Source organism: Azospirillum sp. TSO22-1, from assembly GCF_003116015.1.
GTDB lineage: Bacteria > Pseudomonadota > Alphaproteobacteria > Azospirillales > Azospirillaceae > Azospirillum.
In genome coordinates this window covers 21343-44857 of the sequence record NZ_LGQZ01000094.1, presented here as the reverse complement: position 1 = coordinate 44857, position 23515 = coordinate 21343, and the positions used below count along the sequence as shown (strand labels likewise).

The 23515-nt window shown below is 72.0% G+C and carries 16 protein-coding genes; 10 read left to right on the top strand and 6 right to left on the bottom strand.

What is annotated here, in order from left to right; translation table 11 throughout:
• The 4 genes from TSO221_RS23495 to TSO221_RS23480 form a co-directional block, all read right to left on the bottom strand.
• Positions 1-235 (bottom strand): hypothetical protein (locus tag TSO221_RS23495; protein ID WP_199229593.1); only part of this gene is annotated, 235 nt, incomplete at its 3' end.
• A 110-nt stretch (positions 236-345) separates the two neighbouring features.
• On the bottom strand, positions 346-978 hold the full coding sequence (locus tag TSO221_RS23490) for a response regulator (protein ID WP_109120947.1): 633 nt from the start codon (positions 976-978) through the stop codon (positions 346-348).
• Positions 975-2723: a PhnD/SsuA/transferrin family substrate-binding protein gene (locus tag TSO221_RS23485; RefSeq protein ID WP_109120946.1), complete on the bottom strand. Its 1749-nt coding sequence runs from the start codon at positions 2721-2723 to the stop codon at positions 975-977. Before TSO221_RS23485 ends, TSO221_RS23490 begins: the two co-directional genes overlap by 4 nt.
• 60 nt (positions 2724-2783) lie before the next feature.
• On the bottom strand, positions 2784-5639 hold the full coding sequence (locus TSO221_RS23480; protein WP_109120945.1) for an EAL domain-containing protein: 2856 nt from the start codon (positions 5637-5639) through the stop codon (positions 2784-2786).
• Between the two features lie 277 nt (positions 5640-5916).
• Between TSO221_RS23480 and TSO221_RS23475 the strand changes: the two genes are divergently transcribed.
• Both TSO221_RS23475 and TSO221_RS23470 read left to right on the top strand, forming a co-directional pair.
• The gene (locus TSO221_RS23475) at positions 5917-8010 is read left to right on the top strand and encodes a HAMP domain-containing methyl-accepting chemotaxis protein (protein WP_247878204.1); all 2094 of its coding nucleotides are present in this window, start codon (positions 5917-5919) and stop codon (positions 8008-8010) included.
• Between the two features lie 64 nt (positions 8011-8074).
• Positions 8075-8557 (top strand): hypothetical protein, encoded by a 483-nt coding sequence (locus tag TSO221_RS23470; RefSeq protein ID WP_109120944.1) that lies wholly within the window; start codon positions 8075-8077, stop codon positions 8555-8557.
• A 139-nt stretch (positions 8558-8696) separates the two neighbouring features.
• Here TSO221_RS23470 and TSO221_RS23465 read toward each other — a convergent pair whose 3' ends face one another.
• Positions 8697-10193 (bottom strand): CoA-acylating methylmalonate-semialdehyde dehydrogenase, encoded by a 1497-nt coding sequence (locus tag TSO221_RS23465; RefSeq protein WP_109120943.1) that lies wholly within the window; start codon positions 10191-10193, stop codon positions 8697-8699.
• 197 nt (positions 10194-10390) lie between these two features.
• Between TSO221_RS23465 and TSO221_RS23460 the strand changes: the two genes are divergently transcribed.
• From TSO221_RS23460 to TSO221_RS23440, 5 genes are all read left to right on the top strand, one after another.
• Positions 10391-11920, top strand: coding sequence for an ATP-binding protein (locus TSO221_RS23460; protein WP_109120942.1), 1530 nt, complete (start codon positions 10391-10393; stop codon positions 11918-11920).
• A 90-nt stretch (positions 11921-12010) separates the two neighbouring features.
• Positions 12011-13540, top strand: a complete 1530-nt coding sequence (locus TSO221_RS36860; protein WP_109120941.1) for a 5'-nucleotidase C-terminal domain-containing protein — start codon at positions 12011-12013, stop codon at positions 13538-13540.
• Positions 13541-13552: 12 nt separating this feature from the next.
• A complete protein-coding gene (locus TSO221_RS23450; protein WP_146208888.1) occupies positions 13553-16366 on the top strand; it encodes an ATP-binding protein in 2814 nt (937 codons plus the stop codon).
• A gap of 159 nt (positions 16367-16525) precedes the next feature.
• Positions 16526-17821, top strand: a complete 1296-nt coding sequence (locus TSO221_RS23445) for a patatin-like phospholipase family protein (protein ID WP_199229592.1) — start codon at positions 16526-16528, stop codon at positions 17819-17821.
• A gap of 131 nt (positions 17822-17952) precedes the next feature.
• Entirely contained in the window at positions 17953-18843 is an 891-nt protein-coding gene (locus TSO221_RS23440; RefSeq protein WP_109120939.1) for an AEC family transporter, read from the top strand.
• A gap of 4 nt (positions 18844-18847) precedes the next feature.
• Here the strand turns inward: TSO221_RS23440 and TSO221_RS23435 are convergent, their stop codons facing one another.
• Positions 18848-21118, bottom strand: a complete 2271-nt coding sequence (locus TSO221_RS23435; protein ID WP_109120938.1) for a bifunctional salicylyl-CoA 5-hydroxylase/oxidoreductase — start codon at positions 21116-21118, stop codon at positions 18848-18850.
• A 168-nt stretch (positions 21119-21286) separates the two neighbouring features.
• Between TSO221_RS23435 and TSO221_RS23430 the strand changes: the two genes are divergently transcribed.
• Genes TSO221_RS23430 through TSO221_RS23420 form a run of 3 tightly spaced genes read left to right on the top strand, consistent with a single transcriptional unit; the run spans position 21287 to position 23357 of the window.
• Positions 21287-22039, top strand: a complete 753-nt coding sequence (locus TSO221_RS23430) for an SDR family NAD(P)-dependent oxidoreductase (RefSeq protein WP_109120937.1) — start codon at positions 21287-21289, stop codon at positions 22037-22039.
• Positions 22039-22548 carry a MarR family transcriptional regulator gene (locus tag TSO221_RS23425; protein ID WP_247878203.1) on the top strand — a complete coding sequence of 170 codons (510 nt, stop codon included), beginning with the start codon at positions 22039-22041 and terminating at the stop codon, positions 22546-22548. The genes TSO221_RS23430 and TSO221_RS23425 overlap by 1 nt, the downstream gene beginning before the upstream one ends.
• Positions 22545-23357 carry an enoyl-CoA hydratase family protein gene (locus TSO221_RS23420; RefSeq protein ID WP_109120936.1) on the top strand — a complete coding sequence of 271 codons (813 nt, stop codon included), beginning with the start codon at positions 22545-22547 and terminating at the stop codon, positions 23355-23357. Before TSO221_RS23425 ends, TSO221_RS23420 begins: the two co-directional genes overlap by 4 nt.
• Positions 23358-23515 lie beyond the last annotated feature (158 nt).

Here is a 23515-nt window from a genome sequence, read left to right as displayed (position 1 = left end):
CGACGCTCTGCGCCAGGGCCGGGGAAGCCGAAGCGGCCGTTCCGGTCAGCGCGGCGCCGGCGGCCAGAAAGCTGGAGCGCAGAAAATCGCGCCGGCCCCGGCTCACTTGCGTGATCTGCTCGCGGCTCAGGAAGTTCTCCGGCGCCCGCCGGAGGCGGCCGGACGCCACGCTGTCGTCGAACGCATCGGTTCGGGCGGACTCCGCGCCCGCTGGCCGCACCCTGGTCATTTCCATCCCATTCCCATCCGGCCGTGGCCGGGATTTTCATTGGGATGAATGATACGGGGAAGAAACTACACCCGCCATCGGGTGGAACCCGCGGCGGACCCAGGGTAAACCCTTGCCTACGTCTCGCCCGTCTCCCCCGGCGCCAGCATCATGCGGGCGAGTTCGGCGACGGAGCGGGCGCGCATCTTCTCCATGGCCATCTGGCGGTGGCCCTCGACGGTCTTGATGGAGATGTTCAGCGCCGCGGCGATCTCCTTGTTCTGCTTGCCGTCGAGCACCAGCGTCAGCACCTCGCGCTCGCGCCGGCTGAGCTGGGCGAGGCGCGCCTGCACGGCGTCGCGGTCGGCGCTGCGCACCAGCACCTGCCGGCACTTGCGGATCGCCGCGTTGACGGCGTCGAGCAGGGTCTGGTCCTTGTAAGGCTTCTCGATGAAGTCCTCGGCGCCGGCCTTCATGGCGGCGACCGCCAGCGGCACGTCGCCGTGGCCGGTGACCATCACCACCGGGCGCTTGCAGCCGCGCTCCTTCAAAAAGCGCAGCAGCTCGATGCCGCTCATGCCCGGCATGCGGACGTCGAGCAGGATGCAGCCCGGCCGCAGCGGCGGGCGCAGGTAGGGCGAGTCCAGCAGCGCCTCGGCCGACGGGTAGGTCTCGCAGGCGATGCCGACGGAGGCGAGCAGATAGCTCACCGACGTGCGCATCGCCTCGTCGTCGTCCACCACCAGGACCAGCGGGGTGTCGTCGCTCATGCCGCAGCCTCCTCCACATCGTCCGCCGGCGGCAGCGTGAAGCGCACGGCGAAGCCGCCGTCCGCCGGCTCGGCCCAGATGCGCCCGCCGTGCCGCTCAACGATGGTGCGGCAGATCGACAGGCCCAGGCCCAGGCCGTCCGGCTTCGTGGTGTAGAAGGGGTCGAACATCCGCGCCGCCGCACCGTCGGGGACGCCGTGACCGGCGTCGCGCACCTCCACCAGGATCATACCGTCGATGGAGGCCGTGCGCACGATGATCTCGCCGCCGCCGGCCGGCGTGGCCTCCACCGCGTTCTGCAGCAGGTTCAGCAGCACCTGCTGCAGCTCCACCTTGTCGGCCTGCACGGGGGGCAGCCCGTCGCCCGGCTCGCCGCGGATCGGCACGGAGGGGGAACCGAACAGCGACAGCGTCTCCGCCACCACGGCGTTGACGTCGAGGGTCGAGCGCTGTGCGTCGCGCCGGCGGACGAAGCCGCGGGTGCGCTGGATGATCGCCGCCGCGCGCTCCGCCTGTTCCGCCACCGACCGCGCGCCGGCCCGCAGCAGGTCGAGGTTGGGCGATCCGGAGCCCAGGATGCGCCCCATGCCATGCGCGTAGTTGCTGATCGAGGCGAGCGGCTGGTTCAGCTCGTGCGCGATGTTGCTGGCCATCTCGCCGACGATGCCGAGGCGGGAGAGCTGGTCGCGTTCCTCGCGCAGGCGCAGCGCCGCGGCCTCGGCGCGTTCGCGCTCAGCGATCTCGCGTTCCAGCTCGGCTGTGCGCCGGCGCACCAGCGCCTCGACGCGGGCGGCGTGCACCACCCACCACAGCACCGCCGCGGCGATCGCCACCAGCCAGTGCCAGTACTCGTTGGCCAGCTCCTCCAGCGTCGGCGGGGTGCGCGGGTAGGGGCCGATGTGCAGGGTGCGGAACAGCTCGTGCACGCTGGTGTAGTCGAGAGACGCCGTCCACGTCCTGCCCTCGACCGCCGGCATGGTCAGCAGCGCCGCGGCGACCCGCCGCGCCAGGTCGCGCGGGGTGTGCGCCAGCCGGGCGAACGGCCAGTCGGGGTAGAGCCGCGACGAGGCGCGGCACGGCAGCTCCGGCGAGCGGTGCTCGTTCAGCACGACGAACTCGTCCGGGGCGGCGCGGCCCTGGGCGACGAGTTCCTCCAGCAGGCAGGTGCGCACCACGCCGACATCGATCAGCCGGTCGCGCACCGCCGTCACCACGCCCTCCATGGGGAAGCCGACGACGCGCAGCTCGCGCAGGTCCTTGAAGGGGCGCACGCCGGCCTCCTCCATCTCGCGCCAGGCGATCTGGAAGCCGCCGAAGGCGTCGGTCGACACCACCGCCAGCGTGCGCCCCTTGAGGTCGGCCAGGGTGGAGATTTCCGTCCGCTCCGGCCGGCGGATCACCACCGAGCCGAGCGCAGCGAGCGGCGAGCCGATGGACTCGGACTCCAGCGTGGCGATGCGGGTGACGGCGAAGCGCGCCTCCAGCGTCACGTAGTTGCCGGGATTGGTGATGACGAAGTCGATGCTGCGGTCGGCCACCGCCAGCACCATCCCCGGCAGGTCGAGCGGCACCATGGTGAAGCGGTGCTCCGGGATGGCGCGGGCGAGGTGCGCCAGCGTCGGCTCCCAGTCGCGCGCCGCGCGCTCCGAGCCCTGGTAAGCCAGCACGCCGACGCGGACCTCCGCCGGTTCGGCGAGGGCCAGGGTGGGAAGGAACAGGAGGAGGGGGAGGAGCCGGCCCAGCATCGGGGGAGGATAGCCCAGGTTGGAGTGAAAGGCGCGCCTGTACCGGGCTCCCGCCACCCCTCAGAAATTCCGCATCAGCGCGTCTTCGTACGGGTTGTGCAGCGGCGTGCCGATGGTGCTCTCGGGGGCGCCCTCGGCGGCGAGCAGCGTCTCCAGCGGTTCCGGCATCGCCACGCCGTAGCCCTGCGCGTAGTCGACGCCGAGCGTGCGCAGCACCTCCTCGATCTCCGGGGTCTCGACGTATTCGGCGATGGTGCTCAGGCCCATCAGGTGGCCGATGTCGTTGATCGACTGCACGAAGGCGCGGTCCAGCCGGTCCTCGACGATGTGGCGCACGAAGCTGCCGTCGATCTTCAGGTAGTCGATGGCGAGGTTCTTCAGGTAGCCGAAGGAACTCAGCCCGCTGCCGAAATCGTCCAGCGCGAAGCGGCAGCCGCGGCCCTTCAGCGCGCGCATCACCTCCTGCGCGCGGGTCAGGTTGCTCATCGCCGCGGTCTCGGTCACCTCGAAGCATAGCCGGTCCGGGCGGAAGCCGGACTCGTCCAGTTCGGCCAGCACGAAGCCCAGGAAGTCGTCGTCGCACAGCGACTGCGCCGACAGGTTCACCGCGATCACGCCCCGGATGTCGGTCCGGCCGCGGAAGGCGGCGATGGTGCGGCGGATCACCCAGCGGTCGACGTCGCGCATCAGGTTGTAGCGCTCGGCCGCCGGGATGAAGGCGCCGGGCGGCACCAGGGCGCCGTCAGGCGCGCGCATGCGCACCAGGATCTCGGCGTGGCCGGCCCCGGCGTCGGGCCGCAGCGGGCGGATCGCCTGCCAGTACAGCACCAGCCGGTCGTCCTCCAGCGCGCGCATGGTGGCATGCGCCCATTCCATCTCGCCGCCCAGCTTCTGCGTCGCGGCGTCGTGGCTGTCGGCGAGGTGGATGCGGTTGCGGCCGCCGTCCTTGGCGACGTAGCAGGCGCGGTCGGCGGCGCTCAGCAGGTCGTAGACCGAGCCGCCGCCCTCCTGCACCGCCACCAGCCCGAAGCTGCCCGAGGTGGTGAAGGACTGGTTGCGCCACGCGAAGCGCAGGCCGGCGAGGGACTGGCGCATGCGCTCGGCGATCTCGTACGCCACCTCGCGGGTGCAGGGGCGCAGCAGCACGCCGAACTCGTCGCCGCCCATGCGCGCCACCACGTCGCCGTCGCGGACCGTCGCCCGCAGGTCGCGCGCCACCTGCTTCAGCAGCTCGTCGCCGGCCAGGTGGCCGCAGGTGTCGTTGATCAGCTTGAACTGGTCAAGGTCGGCGTAGCACAGCCATTGCGGGTGCGCCGCGTCGCGCTCGTGCGCCTCGTCCAGCGCCGTCTTCAGCCGTTCCTCGAAGGCGCGGCGGTTGATCAGGCCGGTCAGCGGGTCGTGCGAGGCCTGGTGCGCCAGCAGCCGGCGCAGCTGGCGTTCCTGCGCCACGTCGCGGATCGCCACCACCGCGCCGGCGACGCGGCCGTCGGCGTCGTGCATCGGGGCGGCCGACATCTCGACCGCCACCTCGCTGCCGTCGTGGCGCAGCAGCACCGCGTCCCGGTCGACGTCGCAGCGCCCGCGCGAGCGCAGGCAGACCGGCACCGGGTTGGCCAGCGGCGTGCGCCGCACCTCGTGCGCCAGCACCAGCACGGTGTCGGCCATCTGCCCCTCGACCTGCGCCGCCGACCGGTCCAGCAGCCGCTGCGCCGCCGGATTGACGTAGCCGATGCGGCCCTCGGCGTCGGTGGTCAGCACGCCGTCGGTGATCGACTGCAGGGTGATCTCGGCGACCTCCTTCTCCTGCGCCAGCTGCCATTCGGCGGATTTGCGGCCGGCCATCTCGGCGCCGTGCAGCTCGACCAGCCGGGTCAGCTCCTCGCCCAGCGTGCGCACCTCCGGCGGTCCGCGCCAGTCGAAGCGCACCGTCTCGTCGCCGGCGATGGCGCGGCGCAGCCCCTCCATCATGGCGCGCTTGGTGCGGTCCATGCGCACCGACACCAGCCGCACCGCCGCCGCGAGGCTGGCCGCCAGCGCCAGCACCACGGCAAGCTGCTTGGCCCGCAGGTCCCACAGCCACGCCTCCAGCGCCGACAGGTCGACCGGCGTGCCGATCCACAGCACGTTGCCGGCGGTGCCATCCAGGTGCAGCCGCACCCAGGCCGTCGTCGTCTCGGGGCGCTGCGACAGCACGGCGCTGGTCGCCGCGCCCTTCAGGGCCGGGTGGTGCAGGAAGGCGTCGCCGGCCCGCGCGTCGGCCGGCCCCTCGTGGATGTAGGTGCCGGCGGCGTCCACCCAGGCGGCGTTGGCCGAGGCGCCCAGCACGTCGTGCAGGTCGAACTCCATGGCCAGCGCGCCGACGGTCTGCGTCTCCAGGCTGCGCACCGGGGCGAACAGGCGCAGCCGCCGGTCCTCGCCCACCACGGCGGCGCGCACGCCGTCGCCAGCCAGCGCGGCGCGGAACAGCTCGGGCGACTCGTTGGCCAGCGAGGTCGGCGACTGCACCCGCAGGATGCCCTGCGGCGTGCGGTCCAGGCGCAGCAGCTCCCGCCCCGCCGGATCGAGCAGGACGAGGCGGCGGAAGTCGTCGGCGCGCGCGAACCAGCGCCGCATGACGCCGGTCAGCCGCTCGGTCGCCTGCTGCACGCTGAGGTACAGCCCGCCGCCCTCGCCGCCGACGGCGTTCAGCATCTCCAGCGGGGCGGGCAGCAGCGCCACGTTGCGCACCGTCTCCTTGCGGCGCTCCAGGCGCAGATTCAGCTCGCTGGCCTGCGCGCGGGCGCGGCCCAGCGCCTGCGCCGAGGCGCCGTCGCGGAAGGCGGCGACGACGCCCGGCTGCGTGGTGGCGACCAGCACCCCGGCCGGCGCCAGCCCGATGCCGAGCAGGGCGATGAGGAGCAGGGTGCGCAGCTTCATGGGGAACGGCCTTCTCGGAGATCCGCACCCGTGATCATAGCTCCGTATCCTTAGTCCTCGAAAGGATGGCCGGAGCGGCGTTTGGCCGCGGCGGAGGCGGACGGACCGCCGGGTGACGGCGCACATCAGCACAATGTCATATGCGGAATGAAGTTACGACACTTAACTTCGGCGCCCCCTTTTCATACCCCGGTATGATTGCCGCGGGCCGGTTGCCCTGCCGCAATGGTGGGCGGAGATCCGGGGGCCTGTTCCCCGGCGGCATGGGGGAATCGCCATGAAACGTTCGCACGGACCGAGCATCGCCACGACGTTGATCCTGCTCTTCGGCAGCGTGGTCGCCTTCCTTGTCCTGGTGGTCGGCCAGGACACGGTGTCGTCGCTGCGCACGCTGTCGGGCAACCGCGGGGTCCAGACCGTGGCGCAGGCGTCGCGGACGATCTTCACGGCGATGCAGGCGATCCGCCTGGAGCGCGGCGCCACGCGGCGCCTGCTGCTGCAGCCGGCGGGCAGCGAGCCGGCGACTCTGGCGAAGATACTGGTGTGGCGGCGCGCCTCGGCCGACGTGGCCGAGGTGGTGGCGGGCGTCTGCGCCGCGGTGGCCTGTGCTCCCGGCCTGGGCGCGGCCGAGACGCGCGCCGCCGTCGCCCGGCTGGAGACGCTGCGCGGCGAGGTGGACGCGGCGCTGAGGGTGGACCCCGCCCAGCGCCGCAACGGCCTGGTGGACGAGTGGATGGGTACCGCCAGCGCGGCGTCGGATCTGCTCGCCCGCATCTCGAAGACGCTGCTGGAGCCGATGCGCACGCTCGACCCCGCGTTCTCCGAGTTGATCGGCACCAAGGATGCTGCGGTGGCGGCGCGCGAGGCGGCGACGCCGCTGCGCCTGCTGTTCGACGGCGTGCTGGTGAGGAAGGAGATCACGGCCGAGGAGCGCGTCCAGATGGCGCACGCCCGCGGCCTGTTCGACGCGGCGTGGCGCGCGGTGCGCGACGCGGCGCAGCGTCCCGCCATCCCCGAGGCTGTCAAGGCGGCGATCGCCGCGGCCGAGCGCAGCTACGTCGTCGATTACCTGAAGGTGCGCGAGTCGGTTCTGGCCGCGGTGACCGCCCGGCAGGAGCCGCCGCTGCGCCTCGACGACGTCAACGAACTGGCCGACCGCTCGATGGGCGACCTCGACGCGCTGGCCAACGCCGCGCTCGACGCCATCGCCGCGCGCGCGGCGCAGCGGCAGGGCGAGGAGGCCGCGGCGCTGGCGATCGACGCGGTGCTGCTGACCCTGGCCCTGGCGCTCGGCGTCGCCGGCATGCTCATCGTGCGCCGCCGGGTGACCGCGCCGATCCATGGCATCGCCGAGGCGATGCTGCGCGTCGCCGGCGGCGACCTGTCCGGCGCGGTGCCGCACCGCGGCCGCGGCGACGAGATCGGCAAGCTCGCCGGCGCGCTGGTGGTCTTCAAGGAGCACGCGCAGGAGCGCGAGCGCCTGGAAGCCATCCAGGCCGAGGAGCGCCGCGCCAAGGAACGCCACGCCGAGACGGTGGAAACGCTGGTGCGCGGCTTCGACGGCGCGGTGTCCGGCATCCTGCACACGGTGGCATCCGCCGCCGGCGCGCTGGAGGCGACGGCGCAGAGCATGTCGAGCACCGCCACCCACACCAACCAGCAGGCCGCCGCCACCGCCGCCGCCGCCGAGCAGGCGTCGGGCAACGTGCAGACCGTCGCCACCGCGACCGAGGAGCTGACCGCCTCCATCGCCGAGATCAGCACCCAGGTCGCCCGCTCCACCGGCATCGCCAACCAGGCGGTGGCCGAGGCGCAGCAGACCACCGAGCACGTCAACGGCCTTGTCGAGCAGGCCAACCGCATCGGCGAGATCGTCCAGCTGATCACCAACATCGCCAGCCAGACCAACCTGCTGGCGCTCAACGCCACCATCGAGGCGGCGCGGGCCGGCGAGATGGGCAAGGGCTTCGCCGTGGTGGCCAGCGAGGTGAAGAACCTCGCCACCCAGACCGCCAAGGCGACGGAGGAGATCAGCGGCCAGATCGCTTCGATGCAGGCGGCGACCGGCAACGCCGCGGCGTCGATCACCGGCATCGGCCGCACCATCGCGACCATGAGCGAGATCGCCACCACCATCGCCGCCGCCATCGAGGAGCAGGGCGCGGCGACCAGTGAGATCGCCCGCAACGTCCAGCAGGCGGCGGTCGGCACCCAGGCGGTGACCAACAACATCGCCGACGTCAGCCATGCCGCCACCGAGACCGGCGCCGCCGCCGGCCAGGTGCTCGACGCCACCGGCCAGCTGTCGCGCGAGGCCGACCGCCTGCGCGGCGAGGTGGAGCGCTTCCTCGCCGGCATCCGGGCGGCGTGACCCCCTCTGGAACGGCCACGGCGATGCTCCCACATGCACGGGGCCGTCTGGGAGAGGAGCCGTCATGCCGTCCGCCGTCCGTCTGTCCATTGCCTGCGCTGCCGCCGCCGTCCTGCTGGCGGCGGCTCCGGTCCGCGCGGCGGACCCGCCGCCCGCCTGCGCGCCGTCGGTGGCGCTGGCGCTGAACACCTGGGACGCCGGTGTCGCGGCGGCGGAGAAGCTGGGCAGCCGGGCCGCCGACGTCGCCCGCCAGAAGGGGCGGGACCTGCTGCTGCCGCTGCTCGGCATCGACCCGAAGACGGCGCCGGCGCAGCCCGGCGACGACACGGCGGCCGATCTGGGCCGCGAGGTGGAGGCGTCGCGCAACGATCCGGCGCGGCGCGAGGCACTGTGCATCGCGCTGACCGACGCGATGAACGCCGCCCGCGACAAGGTCGGCGCCGGACTGGACGCGCTGAAGGGCGCGTTGGAGCGCTTCGGCCCGACGCTGCCGCAGCCGGCGGCTCCGGCGGCCAAGGAGCCGCTGATGCCGCTGATCAAGACGTAGTTGGCTGGGGGAATGTCTGTACGGCCCCCCACCCAACCCTCCCCCGCTGGGCGGGGGAGGGCTTTGAAGGCTGGGCAGCGGAGTTCCCTCCCCCGCCCAGCGGGGGAGGGTTAGGGTGGGGGGCGGTGCGAGCGCCCCGTCAGTCCATCGTCGGGATGACGAAGCTGGCGCCGTCCTTGATGCCGGACGGCCAGCGCGAGGTGACGGTCTTGGTGCGGGTGTAGAAGCGCACCGCGTCCGGCCCGTGCTGGTTCAGATCGCCGAAGCCCGAGCGCTTCCAGCCGCCGAAGGTGTAGTAGGCCAGCGGCACCGGGATCGGCACGTTCACTCCGACCATGCCCACCTGCACCCGCGCCGCGAAGTCGCGCGCCGCGTCGCCGTCGCGGGTGAAGATCGCCACGCCGTTGCCGTACTCATGCTCGTTCGGCAGGCGCAGCGCCTCCTCGTAGTCGTGCGCGCGCACCACCGAGAGGACGGGGCCGAAGATCTCCTCCTTGTAGATGCGCATGGCGGGCGTCACCTCGTCGAACAGGCAGCCGCCCATGTAGAAGCCGTTCTCGTAGCCCTGCATGGTGAAGTTGCGGCCGTCCACCACCAGCTTGGCGCCCTCGCCGATGCCGAGCTCGACGTAGTCGCGCACCTTCTGCAGGTGCTGCTTGGTCACCATCGGGCCGAAGTCGGCGTCGGCATCGGTCGAAAGACCGATCTTCAGCGACTCCACGCGCGGCACCAGCCGCTCCATCAGGGCGTCGGCGGTCTTCCGGCCGACCGGCACCGCCACGGACACCGCCATGCAGCGCTCGCCGGCCGAGCCGTAGCCGGCGCCGATCAGCGCGTCCACCGCCTGGTCGAGGTCGGCGTCGGGCATGATGATCATATGGTTCTTGGCGCCGCCGAAGCACTGCACGCGCTTTCCGTTGGCGCAGCCGCGCGTGTAGACGTACTCGGCGATCGGGGTCGAGCCGACGAAGCCGATCGCGGCGATGTCCGGGTCGTCGAGGATGGCGTCCACCGCCTCCTTGTCGCCGTTGACGACGTTGAGGATGCCCGGCGGCAGCCCGGCGTCCAGCATCAGCTGCGCCAGGCGCAGCGGCACGCCGGGGTCGCGCTCGGAGGGCTTGAGGATGAAGGCGTTGCCGCAGGCGATGGCCGGCGCGAACTTCCACATCGGGATCATGGCGGGGAAGTTGAACGGCGTGATGCCGGCCACCACGCCCAGCGGCTGGCGCATGGAGTAGAGGTCGATGCCGGGGCCGGCGCCCTCGGTGTACTCGCCCTTCAGCAGGTGCGGGATGCCGCAGGCGAACTCCACCACCTCCAGGCCGCGCTGGATGTCGCCCTTGGCGTCGGCGACGGTCTTGCCGTGCTCGCGCGCCAGCAGCAGCGCCAGCTCGTCGTATTCGCGCTGCACGAGGTCGAGGAACTTCATCATCACGCGGGCGCGGCGCTGCGGGTTGGTGGCGGCCCAGGCGGGCTGCGCGGCCTTCGCGTTCTCGACGGCGGCGCGCAGCTCGGCCTTGCTGGCCAGCGGCACACGCGCCGCCACCTCGCCGGTCATCGGCGTGAAGACGTCGGCGAAGCGGCCGGATTCGCCGCGCACCGGCTTGCCCCCGATGAAGTGATGCAGTTCGGTCATGGTTCCTCCCGTCTGTGTTCTTGCGAGCCCCCCGGAGGGGATGCGGTGGCGTATAGTACACGGGTCGGGCGCGCGATGCGCCGTGCAAAGGTGACGCGTCCGGGGAGGGGGCTCCGCTTTTGACAACGGTCAAGGATGATCGCGACAATTCTCGGCAAATTCGTTCATACAGCTAATCTCTGGCAAGGGGGGATGCCGTGCCGGACTCTCCGGTTGGCGCGGCGGAGCCGGCGGGCGACGGCCGGCGCGCGCACGCCACCATCGACGGGCTGGTCCGGCGCGGCCTGGTGGCGCTGCTCGCCATCGTGCTGCTGGCCGGCACCGCGGCGCTGCTGATGCACGGTGCCGTCTCGTCGCTCGACCACACGGCCGAACTCATCAACCTCAGCGGCCGGCAGCGCATGCTGACCCAGCGCGCCGCCCTGTTCGCCACCCGCCTGGCTGCCGCCGAGGAGATGGAGCGCACCGTCCTCCAGGCCGAGCTGCGCACCGTCCTCGACGACATCGTGCGGGCGCAGGAGGTGCTGACCGGCTCCCCGGCCATGCTGCCGGAGGTGCAGGCGCTCTACGCCGGCGTCTGGCGGACGGAGGACGGCACCCTTCACCGTACCGTCGAGTCGCTGCGCCCCTTCCTGTCCGCCCAACCGCGCGGCCTCCCGGTGCCGCGCGTCGACGAGGTGCTGGCCGAGCTGGACGCTCTGACCGCCCGGGTGGTGGCGCTGGTCAACGCGGCGGTGCAGCGCTCCTGGCTGCTCAGCCTGATCGTCTTCGCGGTGATCGCCGGCACCGCGGTGGTGACCATTCCGCTCGCCATCCTGCCGCCGTCCCGGCTGGTGCACCGGCAGGTGGACGACATGACGGCGCTCGCCTCCCGCCTGGAGGCCGCCCGCGCCGAGGCCGACGAGGCGAACCGCGCCAAGTCCGACTTCCTGTCGCGCATGAGCCACGAGCTGCGCACGCCGCTCAACGCCATCCTCGGCTTCGGCCAGCTGCTGCACTGCGGCGCCTCGGCCCCGCTGACCGCGCAGCAGGCGACCTGCGTCGGGCACATCCTGGAAGCCGGGGACCACCTGCTGCAGCTCATCAACGACATCCTCGACCTCGCCAAGATCGAGGCGGGCAAGGTGCAGCTGGCGGTCGAGGATGTTTACCTCGACACCGTCCTGCACGAATGCCTGACCATGACCGAGGCGATGGCGGCCAAGCACGGCGTGGCGGTGCGGACCGACCCGCCGGGGCCGGAGCTGGCGGTCAGCGCCGACCACATGCGGCTGCGGCAGGTGGTGCTGAACCTGCTGACCAACGCCATCAAGTACAACCGCCCCAACGGCACGGTGACGCTGGCGTGCAGGGCGGCGGGTTCCGGCCGGCTGCGGCTGTCGGTGGCCGACACCGGCCCCGGCATCCCCGAGGCGCTCCGCCCCAAGCTGTTCCAGCCCTTCACCCGCCTGATCGGCGAACGCCGCGAGATCGAAGGCAACGGCATCGGCCTGACCATCGCCCGGCAGCTGGCGGAGATGATGGGCGGTACGCTGGACTACACGACCACGGAGGACGAGGGGACGACGTTCTGGGTGGAATTGCCTTTGGCTGGTGAGGTCCTGGCACCGGGCCCCCACCCTAACCCTCCCCCGCTGGGCGGGGGAGGGGACTCCGCCGCTTTGCCCCTTGAGCCCTCCCCCGCCCAGCGGGGGAGGGTTGGGTGGGGGGCCGCAGCCGGCACGTAAGCAAAAACCCCTGCGCCCATTTCTGCGATTCGGTGGTATATGCTCTGCCGTATCGTGCGCGTGCTGCCGCCGCGGCCGGGAGGGGTTGGAATGCGGGTGTTGCGGATCGCCGTCCGGATCGCCATGGGGGCGCTCGTCGCGCTGCTGGCCGTCGCCGGGGCGGCGCGGGCCGCCGAACCCGCGCGCTTCACGCTGCTCTACGTCCACTCCACCACCGAGTTGCAGGAGCAGCAGGGGCGCGGCGGCTTGGCGCGGCTCGCCGCGGCCGTGAAGGCGGAGCGCAAGCGCGGCCAGCCCGTCTTCCTGCTGCACGGCGGGCAGGCCTTCGCTCCCAGCGTGCTGTCGTTCTACGACGAGGGCGCGCACATGATCGACCTGCTGAACGATCTGCAGATCGATGCCATGGCGGCGCTGAACCGCGACTTCCATTACGGCGAGGACGTGCTGCTGGCGCGCGCCCACGAGGCGAACTTCCCCGTCGTCACCTCGAACGCCATCGACCGCACCACCGGGCGCGTGCACGACGGGCTGGTGGATTCGGTGGTGCTCAAGGCCGGGCCGCTGCGCATCGGCGTGCTCGCCGCCACGCCGGCCCGCACGCGCGAGGTGGCGCGCGTCACCCGCACCGACGTGCCCGAACCCGCCGCCGTGCTGGCCGCCAAGGCCAAGGCGATGCGCGCCGGCGGCGTCGATCTCGTGGTGGTGCTGACCGGCAACTCCGGCGACACGCACAAGGCGGTGATCGCCGCCGGCATCGGCGACGTCGTGCTCTACCAGGACCGCGGCAAGGCGTACGAGGTGGTGCACGACGGCAAGCGCCTCGCCGCCTCGGTCGACGCGCAGGCGGGCTGGGTGCTCGCCCTCGACGCGGTGGTGGTGCCGGGGATGGGCGGCGGCAAGGCGACGCCGTCGCTGCAGCCGTCGCTGGCGGTGCGGCTGATCGACACCGCCGCGGTGCCGCCCGACGCCGCCATGGCGCCGCGTGTCAAGGTCTACACCGACCGGCTCGACGCCCAGCTCGGCCTCCAGGTCGGGCGGCTCGACGGCGCGCTCGACACGCGGCGCGAGGCGGTGCGCGGCGGCGAGAACGCCTTCGCCAACCAGATCGCCGACGCGGTGCGGGCGGCGCTCGACGCCGACGTGGCGCTGGTCAACGGCGGCGCCATCCGCGGCGACCGCCAGTACGCCGCCGGCACCACGCTGACCCGCCGCGACATCTTCACCGAGCTGCCCTATCACGACCCGGTCGTGCTGCTCGACCTCACCGGCAGGGAGCTGCTCGACACGCTGGAGCTGGCCTACGGCGCGGTGGAGCAACTGCACGGCCGCTTCCTGCACCTCTCCGGCGCCCGCGTGGTCATCGACCTCACCAGGCCGGCGGGGCAGCGGGTGGCCGAGCTGACCATCGGCGGCAAGCCGGTGGAGCGCGACCGCCACTACCGCGTCGGCACCGTCGCCTATCTGGCCGCCGGCAACGACGGCTACGGCCTGCTGGCCTCGGCGCCGCGGCTGGTGGGCGAGCGTGACGCCGACTTCGCCTCCATGCTGCTGATCGGCAGCGTCGCCCGCGACGGGGCGCTGAAGCCGGCGCTCGACGGCCGCATCACCCTGCGCCGCTAGGATCCGGCCCGGATGTCCAGCCCGCCTCCACGCCCGTTGCCGCCCCCGGCCCCGCCGCTGCGGGTGCGCCGGCGCATGGGCATCGCGGCGCGCATCACGCTGGGCGTGGCGATCATGGGCGTGCTGGTGGTCCTGACCGGCGTGGTCTCGCTGACCGCGTTCCGCCAGTTCCGCGGCGAGGTGGCGGCGCTGTCCAACGAGGCGCTGCCGCGCGTCATCACCAGCGCCGAACTGCTGACCGACTTCCACGGCGTGGTGGCGCAGATCTCCAGCCTCGCCGCCGCCAGCACCGAGGCGCAGCGCAAGGCCGCCTCGGACAAGCTGAGCGGCGAGCTGGACTACATGCAGATCCTGGTGCGCCGTCTGCGCGAGAACCTCGCCGCCGCGCCGGGGGCGGCGGAGGCCGGCACCCCGGTGCTGGAACAGCTGCGCACCTCGCTCAGCGTCCTCGACGGCACGGTGACCGACCTCGATTCCGAGGTGTCGCGCACCATCACCGCCGCTCGCCGGCTGGCCGCGGCGACGCAGGAGCTGGCGGGCTTCGCCGCCGGGCTGGAGCGCTTCGCCGAGGGCGACGACGCGGCGCGTGCCGGCGCCTGGAGCGTGCGCATGGCCGCGCTGGTGGCGCGCGGCGCGCGGGCCGCCGATCTCGACCACCTGAACCGCCTGACCGTCGAGCGGCGCGACATCGAATCCGCCATCGGCTGGCTGGGCCGCCCCGACGATGCCGTCTCCGGCCCGCTGCCCCAGGCGATGGATGGCGCCGAGGCGGAGCTGGCGCGCGTCCTGCTTGGCCCCGACGGGGTGTTCGAGGTGGCGGCGGAGCGCCTGCGCTCGCGCAACCGCGCCCAGGCGCTCTACACCCAGGCCCGCAACCTGGTGGAGGCGGTCGACCGCGCCGTGCAGGCGCTGCACCACCGCACCCAGACCGAGGCCGACGCCCGCGCCCACGATTTAGCGTTGCTGACCGGAACCCAATCGACGCTGGTGATGGCGCTGGTGGCGGCGTCGTTCCTGCTGGTGGTGGGGGTGTTCTTCTTCTTCCGCTCGTCGGTGTCGTCGCGGCTGCTCGCGCTCAACGGCGCGGTGCTGGCGCGGCTGGCCGGCGAACCGACGCGCATCCCGGTGCGGGGCGAGGACGAGATCGCCGACATCGGCCAGTCCATCCGTTTCTTCATTGACGAGATCGACCGCCGCCAACACGACCTCGCCGCCAACGAGCGGCGTTTCCGCGACCTCGTCGAGGGGTCGATCCAGGGCATCCTCATCCTTCGTGAGTTCGTGCCGCTCTACGCCAACGACGCCTTCGCCCGCATCGTCGGCATGAGCGTCGGCGAGGTGCTGGCGCTGCCGACGCTGATCGCCTTCTTCGGACCGGAGGAGGCGGAGCGCACCCGCGCCGCCTACGATCGCATCATCGCCACCGGCGAATCCCCGCCCACCCGCCGCCTGCAGGGCCGGCGGCGCGACGGGGCCGAGGTGTGGGTGGAACTGTCCGGCCGCCGCGTCAACTGGATGGGCGAGCCGGCGGTGCAGGCCGTCGTCGTCGATGTGACGCGCGAGGTGGAGGCGGAAGCGGCGCTCGCCCGCGCCTCGGCCGAGCTGGGCGCGGCGGTGGCGGCGATGCCGAGCGGCCTGCTGCTGCTCGACGGTGGCTTCGCGATCCGCATCTGCAACGACCGGCTGCTGGCCATCCTGGGCTATCCGGCCGACCTGGGGCGGCCCGGCCGCCCCTTCGCCGAGCTCTTCGCCTATGAGGTCGCCACCGGCCGCATGACTCCCGCCGAGGGTGCCGCCTCGCGCGCCGGGACCGAGGCGCGGCTGCGCTCCGGCCAGCCGCTGGTGGCCGAGCGTACGCTGCCGGACGGCACCACGGTGCTGATCCAGGGCAACCGCCAGCCCGGCGGCGAGGGCGGCGGTTACGTCCTCACCGTCACCGACATCACCGAGCAGCAGCGCACCCGCGACGAGCTGCGCCAGTCCAAGGAGGCGGCGGAGCGCGCGCTGGACGACCTGACGCTGGCGCAGAAGAGCCTGATCCAGGCGGAGAAGATGGCCTCGCTGGGCCAGCTGGTGGCCGGCGTGGCGCACGAGGTGAACACGCCGGTCGGCGTCACCCTCACCGCCGCCACGCAGCTGCAGATCGAGGTGGACGAGATCGCCGCCCACCACGGCGCCGGCCGCCTCAAGCGCTCGGCCTTCGAGGAGTTCCTGTCGACCAGCCGCGAGCTGTCGCACCTGATCGCCACCAACAGCGAGCGCGCCGCCGACCTGATCCAATCCTTCAAGCTGGTCGCCATCGACCAGTCGAGCGGCGAGCGCCGCCGCTTCGTGCTGGCCGACTACATCGAGGAGCTGCTGCGCAGCCTCAGCCCGGCGCTGCGCCAGGCCGGCTGCACGGTGATGGTGGATTGTCCGCCCGACCTGGAGGTGGACGGCTATCCGGGCGCCCTGTCGCAGATCCTCACCAACCTGGTGATGAACGTGCTGACGCACGCCTACGCTCCCGGCGCGGCCGGGCGCATCCGCGTCACCGTCCGCCCGGCGCCGAACGACCATGTGGTGCTCGACTTCGCCGACGGGGGCCGCGGCATCCCGCCGGACGTGCTGCCGAAGATCTTCGACCCGTTCTACACCACCACCCGCGGCACCGGCGGCAGCGGTCTGGGCCTGCACATCGTCTACAACCTGGTGGTCGGCACGCTGCGCGGCAGCATCGCCGCCGCCAGCGAGCCGGGGCAGGGCACCTGCTTCACCCTGAGCTTCCCGCGCGTCACCCCGAAACCTGCGGTGGCGGACCTGGAGGTGGAGGGGGTGGCGGACTGACGGGAGGAGTGCTCGCCCTCCGTCACTCCCACCTTTGGCTGAGCCGTTGACGCTTGCGAGTTGCCGGGCCGCCCGCGCGCCCTCGAATGCGCAGATGCACACCACGCACCGATCACGGATCATCAAGCCCCAGGGTCCGCGCCTTCTGGGGGAACGATCATGCGACCGCTGCCGCTTGTGCCGACGTTTCGCGCCGCCGTGACGGCAGGCTTGCTGTTCGCCCTGTCCGGCGCCGCCGGCTGCTCCTCGCCGACCCGTCTCGAGGCGGTGCCGGTCGCCGTCCAGGCGAAGGCCAGCGTCGTAGGAATGCCCGGCGTCCGCTACTGGGCGGACGGCGACACCAGCGATTTCCTGCGCGACAGCCTGGAGTCTTTGAAGCGCGAGCAGGCGCAACTGCAGCGGGAGGGCCACCGCGGCCCGCTTCCCCCGGCGAACTTCCTGGCGATCTCGGGCGGCGGCGAGGACGGGGCCTTCGGGGCCGGGCTGCTGGTGGGGTGGAGCGCCGCCGGGACGCGGCCCCGCTTCAAGGGGGTCACCGGCATCAGCACCGGAGCGCTCATCGCGCCCTTCGCCTTCCTCGGGTCGGAGTACGACGACAAGCTCAAGGAGGTCTACACGACCATCACCGGCAAGGACATCCTCGAAGAACGCGGGGTCCTGGCCGCCATCACCAGCGACGCCATGGCGGACACCACGCCGCTGAAGAAGCTCGTGCGGCGGATCTTCGACCAGAGCATGCTCGACGCCATCGCGGTGGAGCATGAGAAGGGCCGCACCCTGCTGATCGGCACCACCGACCTCGACGCCCGCCGCCCGGTCATCTGGAACGTCGGCAAGATCGCGGTCAGCCGCCATCCGCAGGCGCTCGAACTGGTCCAGACCCTGCTGGTGGCCTCGGCCGCGATCCCCGGGGCGTTCCCGCCGGTCATGATCACCGTCGAGGCGGACGGGCGGAAATTCGAGGAAATGCACGTGGACGGCGGCGCGACGGCGCAGGTGTTCGTCTATCCGCCCGGCCTGAACGTAAGGGAGGCCTCGCGGGAGGCGGGGATCACCCGCGAGCGGCGGCTGTACGTCATCCGCAACGCCCGGCTCGATCCGGACTGGGCCCAGGTCGAGCGCCGGACCCTGAGCATCGCGAACCGCGCCGTGTCGTCGCTGATCCAGACGCAGGGGGTCGGCGACCTGTACCGCATCTTCATCACCACCCAGCGCGACGGCATCGACTTCAACCTCGCCTACATCCCCTCGAGCTTCAAGACCACGCTCCAGGCGCCGTTCGACCCGGTCTACATGAAGGAGCTGTTCAAGGTCGGCTACGATCAGGCGGTCAGCGGTTATCCGTGGGCCAAGACCCCGCCCGGCTACGCCGCCCCGGAGGTCGAACCGCCGGTCCCGCCGCGCACCGTCAAGGCGGTGAACGGGAACCGGCGCGGCGCCAAGGCCGGCTCGTGACGACCGGGCGGGCTCCCCGCCCGTCCCGGCATAGCCGCCCTGCGCCCGCCGGCTGTCCGCCGTGCTGGACAGCCCTCCGCTGTTAACGCTACCAATGCTCGGGCTTGCCATCGTCCGAGTCTGCCGCCGCCATGGACATCGCCGCCTCCCTGTCCGTCGTCGTCAACGTGATGGCGCCGGTGTTCCTCATCGCAGCCCTGGGCTTCGCGTGGAACCGGGCCAAGCTGCCGTACGACAGCGCCTTCATCACCACCTTCGCCATCAACGTCTCCAGCCCGTGCCTGGTGTTCTCGTCGCTGACCAAGCTGACGCTGAGCGGCGGCGAGCTGCTGACGATGACGATCGCGTCGGTCGCCTGCATCGCCGCGTCGGCGCTGCTGGCGGTGCCGCTGCTGCTGGCGTTCAAGCTGCCGCTGCGCACCTACCTGCCGGCGCTGAGCTTCCCCAACGCCGGCAACCTCGGCCTGCCGCTGTGCCTGTTCGCCTTCGGGGAGACCGGGCTGGGCCTGGGCGTGCTGTTCTTCGCGGTGTTCTCGGTGGCGCAGTTCACCATCGGGCCGGTGACGGCGTCGGGCACGCTCGACCTCGGCCGGCTGGCGCGCACACCGGTGATCTACGCGGTGGCGGCGGCGCTGGCGGTGCTGCTGACCGGCGTCAAGCCGCCGCTGTGGGTGACCAACACCACCACGCTGCTGGGCAACGTCGCGGTGCCGATCATGCTGCTGTCGCTCGGCGTGGCGCTGGCCAGCCTGCGCATGAACAGTGTGCTGCGCGCCGGCTCGCTCTCCGCGGTGCGGCTGGTGCTGGGGTGCGCCGTCGGGGTGGCGGTGGCCGACGTGATGGGGCTGACCGGCGTCATGCGCGGCGTCGTGGTGCTGCAAAGCTCGATGCCGGTGGCGGTGTTCAACTACCTCTGGGCGCTGCGCTACAACAACGCGCCGGAGGAGGTCGCCGGCATGGTGCTGGGTTCCACCGCCCTGGCGTTCCTGGGTCTGCCGGCGCTGCTGGTCGGGGTGCTGTAGGGCCTTACACCAGCACCGCCATGTCCGCCTTGCGCTCCCGGTTGCGCAGGTGCTGGTCGCGGCCGGAGTGGTATTGCACCGGCCAGGGCTGCCCGGCATGGCCCAATTCGGCTGCGGCGTGCAGCGTCCAGTAGGGATCGGCGAGGTGCGGGCGGGCCAGCGCGCAGAGGTCGGCGCGGCCCGAGGCCACGATGCTGTTGACGTGGTCCGGCTCGAAGATGTTACCGACCGCCATGGTGGCGATGCCCAGCTCGTTGCGGATGCGGTCGGAGAACGGCGTCTGGAACATCCGGCCGTACACCGGCTTCGCCTGCGCCGAGGTCTGCCCGGCCGACACGTCGATCAGGTCGGCGCCGTGCCCGGCGAAGGCGTGCGCGATGCGCACCGCGTCGTCGGCGCCGATGCCGCCGGGCACCCAGTCGGTGGCGGAGATGCGCACCGCCATCGGCCGCTCCGCCGGCCAGACGGCGCGCATGGCGTCCCACACCTCCAGCGGGAAGCGCAGGCGGTTTTCCAGGCTGCCGCCGTAGTCGTCGGTGCGCCGGTTGGTCAGCGGCGTGATGAAGCTGGACAGCAGGTAGCCGTGTGCGGCGTGCAGTTCCACCATATCGAAGCCGGCCTCCACCGCTCCTTCCGTGGCGCGGCGGAACTCGGCCACGACGCGCTCCATGTCGGCGCGGGTCATGCCGTGGGGGACTTGGTTGTGCGGGCTCCACGGCACCGGGGAGGGGCCCATCACCGGCCAGTTGCCGCTCTCCAGCGGCTCGTCGTAGCCCTCCCAGCCCACCCTGGTCGAGCCCTTCGGGCCGCTGTGCCCAAGTTGCAGGCAGATCTTCGCCGGCGTGTGGGCGTGCACGAAGTCCGTGATGCGCCGGTACGCCGCCACGTGCTCCGGCGCGTACATCCCGCAGCAGCCGGGGGAGATGCGGCCTTCCGCCGAGACGCAGGTCATCTCGGTGTACACCAGCCCGGCGCCGCCCTGGGCGCGGGCGCCCAGGTGCACGAGATGGAAGTCGTTGGGCGTGCCGTCCACCGCGCTGTACATCGCCATCGGCGACACCACCACGCGGTTCGCCAACTCCAGCCCGCGCAGCCGGAACGGTGTGAACATCGGCGGCACCGCCTCGTCCCGGCCGGAGAACCAGCGCTCCACCCCCTCGACGTAGCTGCGGTCGCGCAGGCGCAGGTTCTCGTGGCTGACGCGCTGGCTGCGGGTGAGCAGGGAGTAGGCGAACTGCTCCGGCTCCAGCCGGGCGTAGCGGTCGACGTTCTCGAACCACTCCATGGAGTTGCGGGCGGCGGATTGCAGCTTCAGCACCTCGACCTTGCGCTCCGCCTCGTAGGCTGTGAGCGCCGCCGGCACGTCGTCGCCGCTCTGCTGCAGCGTGCGGGCCAGGGCGATGGCGTCCTCCAGCGCCAGCTTGGTACCGGAGCCGATGGAGAAGTGCGCGGTGTGCGCCGCGTCGCCCATCAGGACGACGTTGTCCTTCACCCAGGTCTGGTTCGACACCCGCGGGAAGTTGATCCACGCCGAGCCGCGCAGATGCCGCGCGTTGGTCATCAGCGTATGGCCGTCCAGGTGCTTGGCGAACAGCCGTTCGCAGAAGGCGACGCTGGCGTCTGGGTCGGCGTCGGCGAGGCCGGCCGCGACCCAGGTCTCCTCCCGCGTCTCGACGATGAAGGTGGAGAGGTCGTCGTCGAATCGGTAGGCGTGCACCTGGAACCAGCCGTGCTCCGTCTTCTCGAACAGGAAGGTGAAAGCGTCGAAGATCTTGCGGGTGCCGAGCCAGATGTAGCGGCACTTGCGCACGTCGATGTCCGGCTTGAAGTGGTCGGCGTGCTGCGTGCGCACCCGGCTGTTGATGCCGTCGCAGGCGATGATCAGGTCGGCGTCGGGGAATTGGTGGGCGCCCTCCACCTCCGTCTCGAACACCAGCTGGACGCCCAGCTCCGCCGCACGATCCTGAAGGATGTTGAGGAAGCGCTTGCGCCCGATGCCGCAGAACCCATGCCCGCCCGAGGCGATGACCCGCCCCTTGACGTGGACGTCGATGTCGTCCCAGTGGGCGAGGCTGTCGATCAGCCTCTGCTTCGAGGGCTCGTCGGCGCCGGCGAGATTCTCCAGCGTCTGGTCGGAGAAGACGACCCCCCAGCCGAAGGTGTCGTAGGGCCGGTTGCGCTCGTAGACCGTGACCTCGTGCGCCGGGTTGGCCTTCTTCATCAGGATGGCGAAGTACAGCCCCGCCGGCCCGCCGCCGATGCAGACGATCTTCATGGCCGCGCCTCCTCGCACAGGATGTTTACGTTTAAACTATCAGCCCGCCCCGCCTATGCCTAGTCGGCAAGAAGGACAGTCCCGTCCCTAGGCCGTTTGCGGGTGCCGCCGCCGCTTGCTCCCTCCCCGCCGTTCCTTTATGCTTAAAGCGTCACGGGGAGGACTCACATGGAGCGGCATCTGACCGGCCGGCACGCGCTGGTGACCGGGGCCGGGCGCGGCATCGGCGCCGCCATCGCGCGGCGCTTGGCGGCGGAGGGGGCGCGGCTGACGCTGCTCGGCCGCACCCGGGCGCCGCTCGACGCGCTGGCGGAGGAGATCGGCGCTTCGGTGCTCCAGGCCGACGTGACCGACGACGCGGCGTTCGCCCGCGTCTTCGCCGCCGCCGGGCCGGTCGATGTGCTGGTCAACAACGCCGGCGCCGCGGCGACCGCGCCCTTCGTCCGGACCGACCGCGCGTTGTGGGACTCCATGCTGGCCGTCAACCTCACCTCGGTGTTCACCGGCTGCAAGCTGGCGCTGCCCGGCATGGTCGAGCGCGGCTGGGGCCGCATCGTCACCGTCGCCAGCACCGCCGGCCTGCGCGGCTACGCCTATTGCGCCGCCTACGCGGCGGCCAAGCATGGGGTGATCGGCCTGACCCGCACGCTGGCGCTGGAAACGGCGCGCGCCGGCGTCACCGTCAACGCCGTCTGCCCCGGCTTCGCCGACACCGGCATGACCGCCGAATCCCTGGACCGCATCCAGGCGAAGACCGGCCGCACCCGCGACGAGGCGGTGGCCGAGCTGACGAAATCCAACCCCCAGGGCCGCCTCGTGCGGCCGGAAGAGGTGGCGGACGCCGTGGCGTGGCTGTGCGGCCCCGCGGCGGCCTCCATCACCGGGCAGGCGATCGCCGTGGCCGGCGGCGAGGTGATGTGATGACGGACCAGACGATGACCCCCGTGACCGACTACGAAACCGCGGCCGAGCGCTGCAAGGCGGAGCTGCGGCTGTGGCTGCGCCTGCTGTCCTGCACCAACCTGATCGAGAACGCGGTGCGCGCCCGCCTGCGCGAGACCTTCGACGTGACGCTGCCGCAGTTCGACCTGATGGCGGCGCTGGAGCGCGAGCCGGACGGTCTGACCATGGGCGAGCTGTCGCGCCGCCTGATGGTGTCCAGCGGCAACGTCACCGGCGTGACCGAGCGCCTCGTCGCCGAGGGGCTGGTGGTGCGCGAGCCTTCGCCCAGCGACCGCCGTGCCTTCCTCGTCAAGCTGACGCCGGCCGGGCGGCGTGCCTTCCTGGCCATGGCGATGGTGCACGAGGGCTGGATCGCCGACTTCTTCGACGACCTCCCGGGCGAGGACGTCGAGGCGCTGATGGCGCTGCTGGCCAAGGTGAAGCGGGCGGTGCACGCCAAGACCCGGAACGGGAAGGAGACCGCATGACCCGGATGTCCGAGTATCAGGCGAAGCACTTCCTGTGGTCGGTGCAGGGCCGCGTCGCCACGGTGACGCTGAACCGGCCGGAGCGCAAGAACCCCCTGACCTTCGAGTCCTACGCCGAGCTGCGCGACGTCTTTCACGCGCTGCGCGTCGATGAGGAGATCAAGGCGGTGGTGGTGAGCGGGGCCGGCGGCAATTTCTGCTCCGGCGGCGACGTGTTCGAGATCATCGAGCCGCTGACCAAGATGAGCATGCCGGAGCTGCTGCGCTTCACCACCATGACCGGTGATCTGGTCAAGGAGATGCGCGCCTGCCCGCAGCCCATCGTCGCCGCGGTGGACGGCGTCTGCGCCGGGGCGGGGGCGATCATCGCCATGGCGTCGGACCTGCGCTGCGGCACCGCGCGGTCGAAGACGGCGTTCCTGTTCACCCGCGTGGGCTTGGCCGGCTGCGACATGGGGGCGTGCGCGATCCTGCCGCGCCTCATCGGCCACGGCCGGGCGTCGGAGCTGCTTTACACCGGCCGCGCCATGACCGGCGAAGAGGCCGAGCGCTGGGGCTTCTTCAGCCGCCTGTGCGCGCCGGACGCGGTGCTGGGCGAGGCCACGGACCTCGCCCGCGGCCTCGCCGAGGGACCGAGCTTCGCGCACGCGGTGACCAAGCGGATGCTACACCAGGAATGGGCGATGAGCCTCGACGACGCCATCACCGCCGAGGCGCACGCCCAGGCCGTGTGCATGGCGACGCAGGACTTCCGCCGCGCCTTCGAGGCGTTCGCCGCGAAGCGCACGCCGGTGTTCGAGGGGAACTGACATTGAAAGCCCTCCCCCGCCCCCGGCGGGGGAGGGAGGGACCCGCGGAACGCGGGAGGGTGGGGGCAGCGGCGTTCCCCGAAAGCCGCTGCCCCCACCCTCCCCAGGCTGCGCCTGGGGCCCCTCCCTCCCCCCGCGGAGCGTGGGGAGGGCAGGAG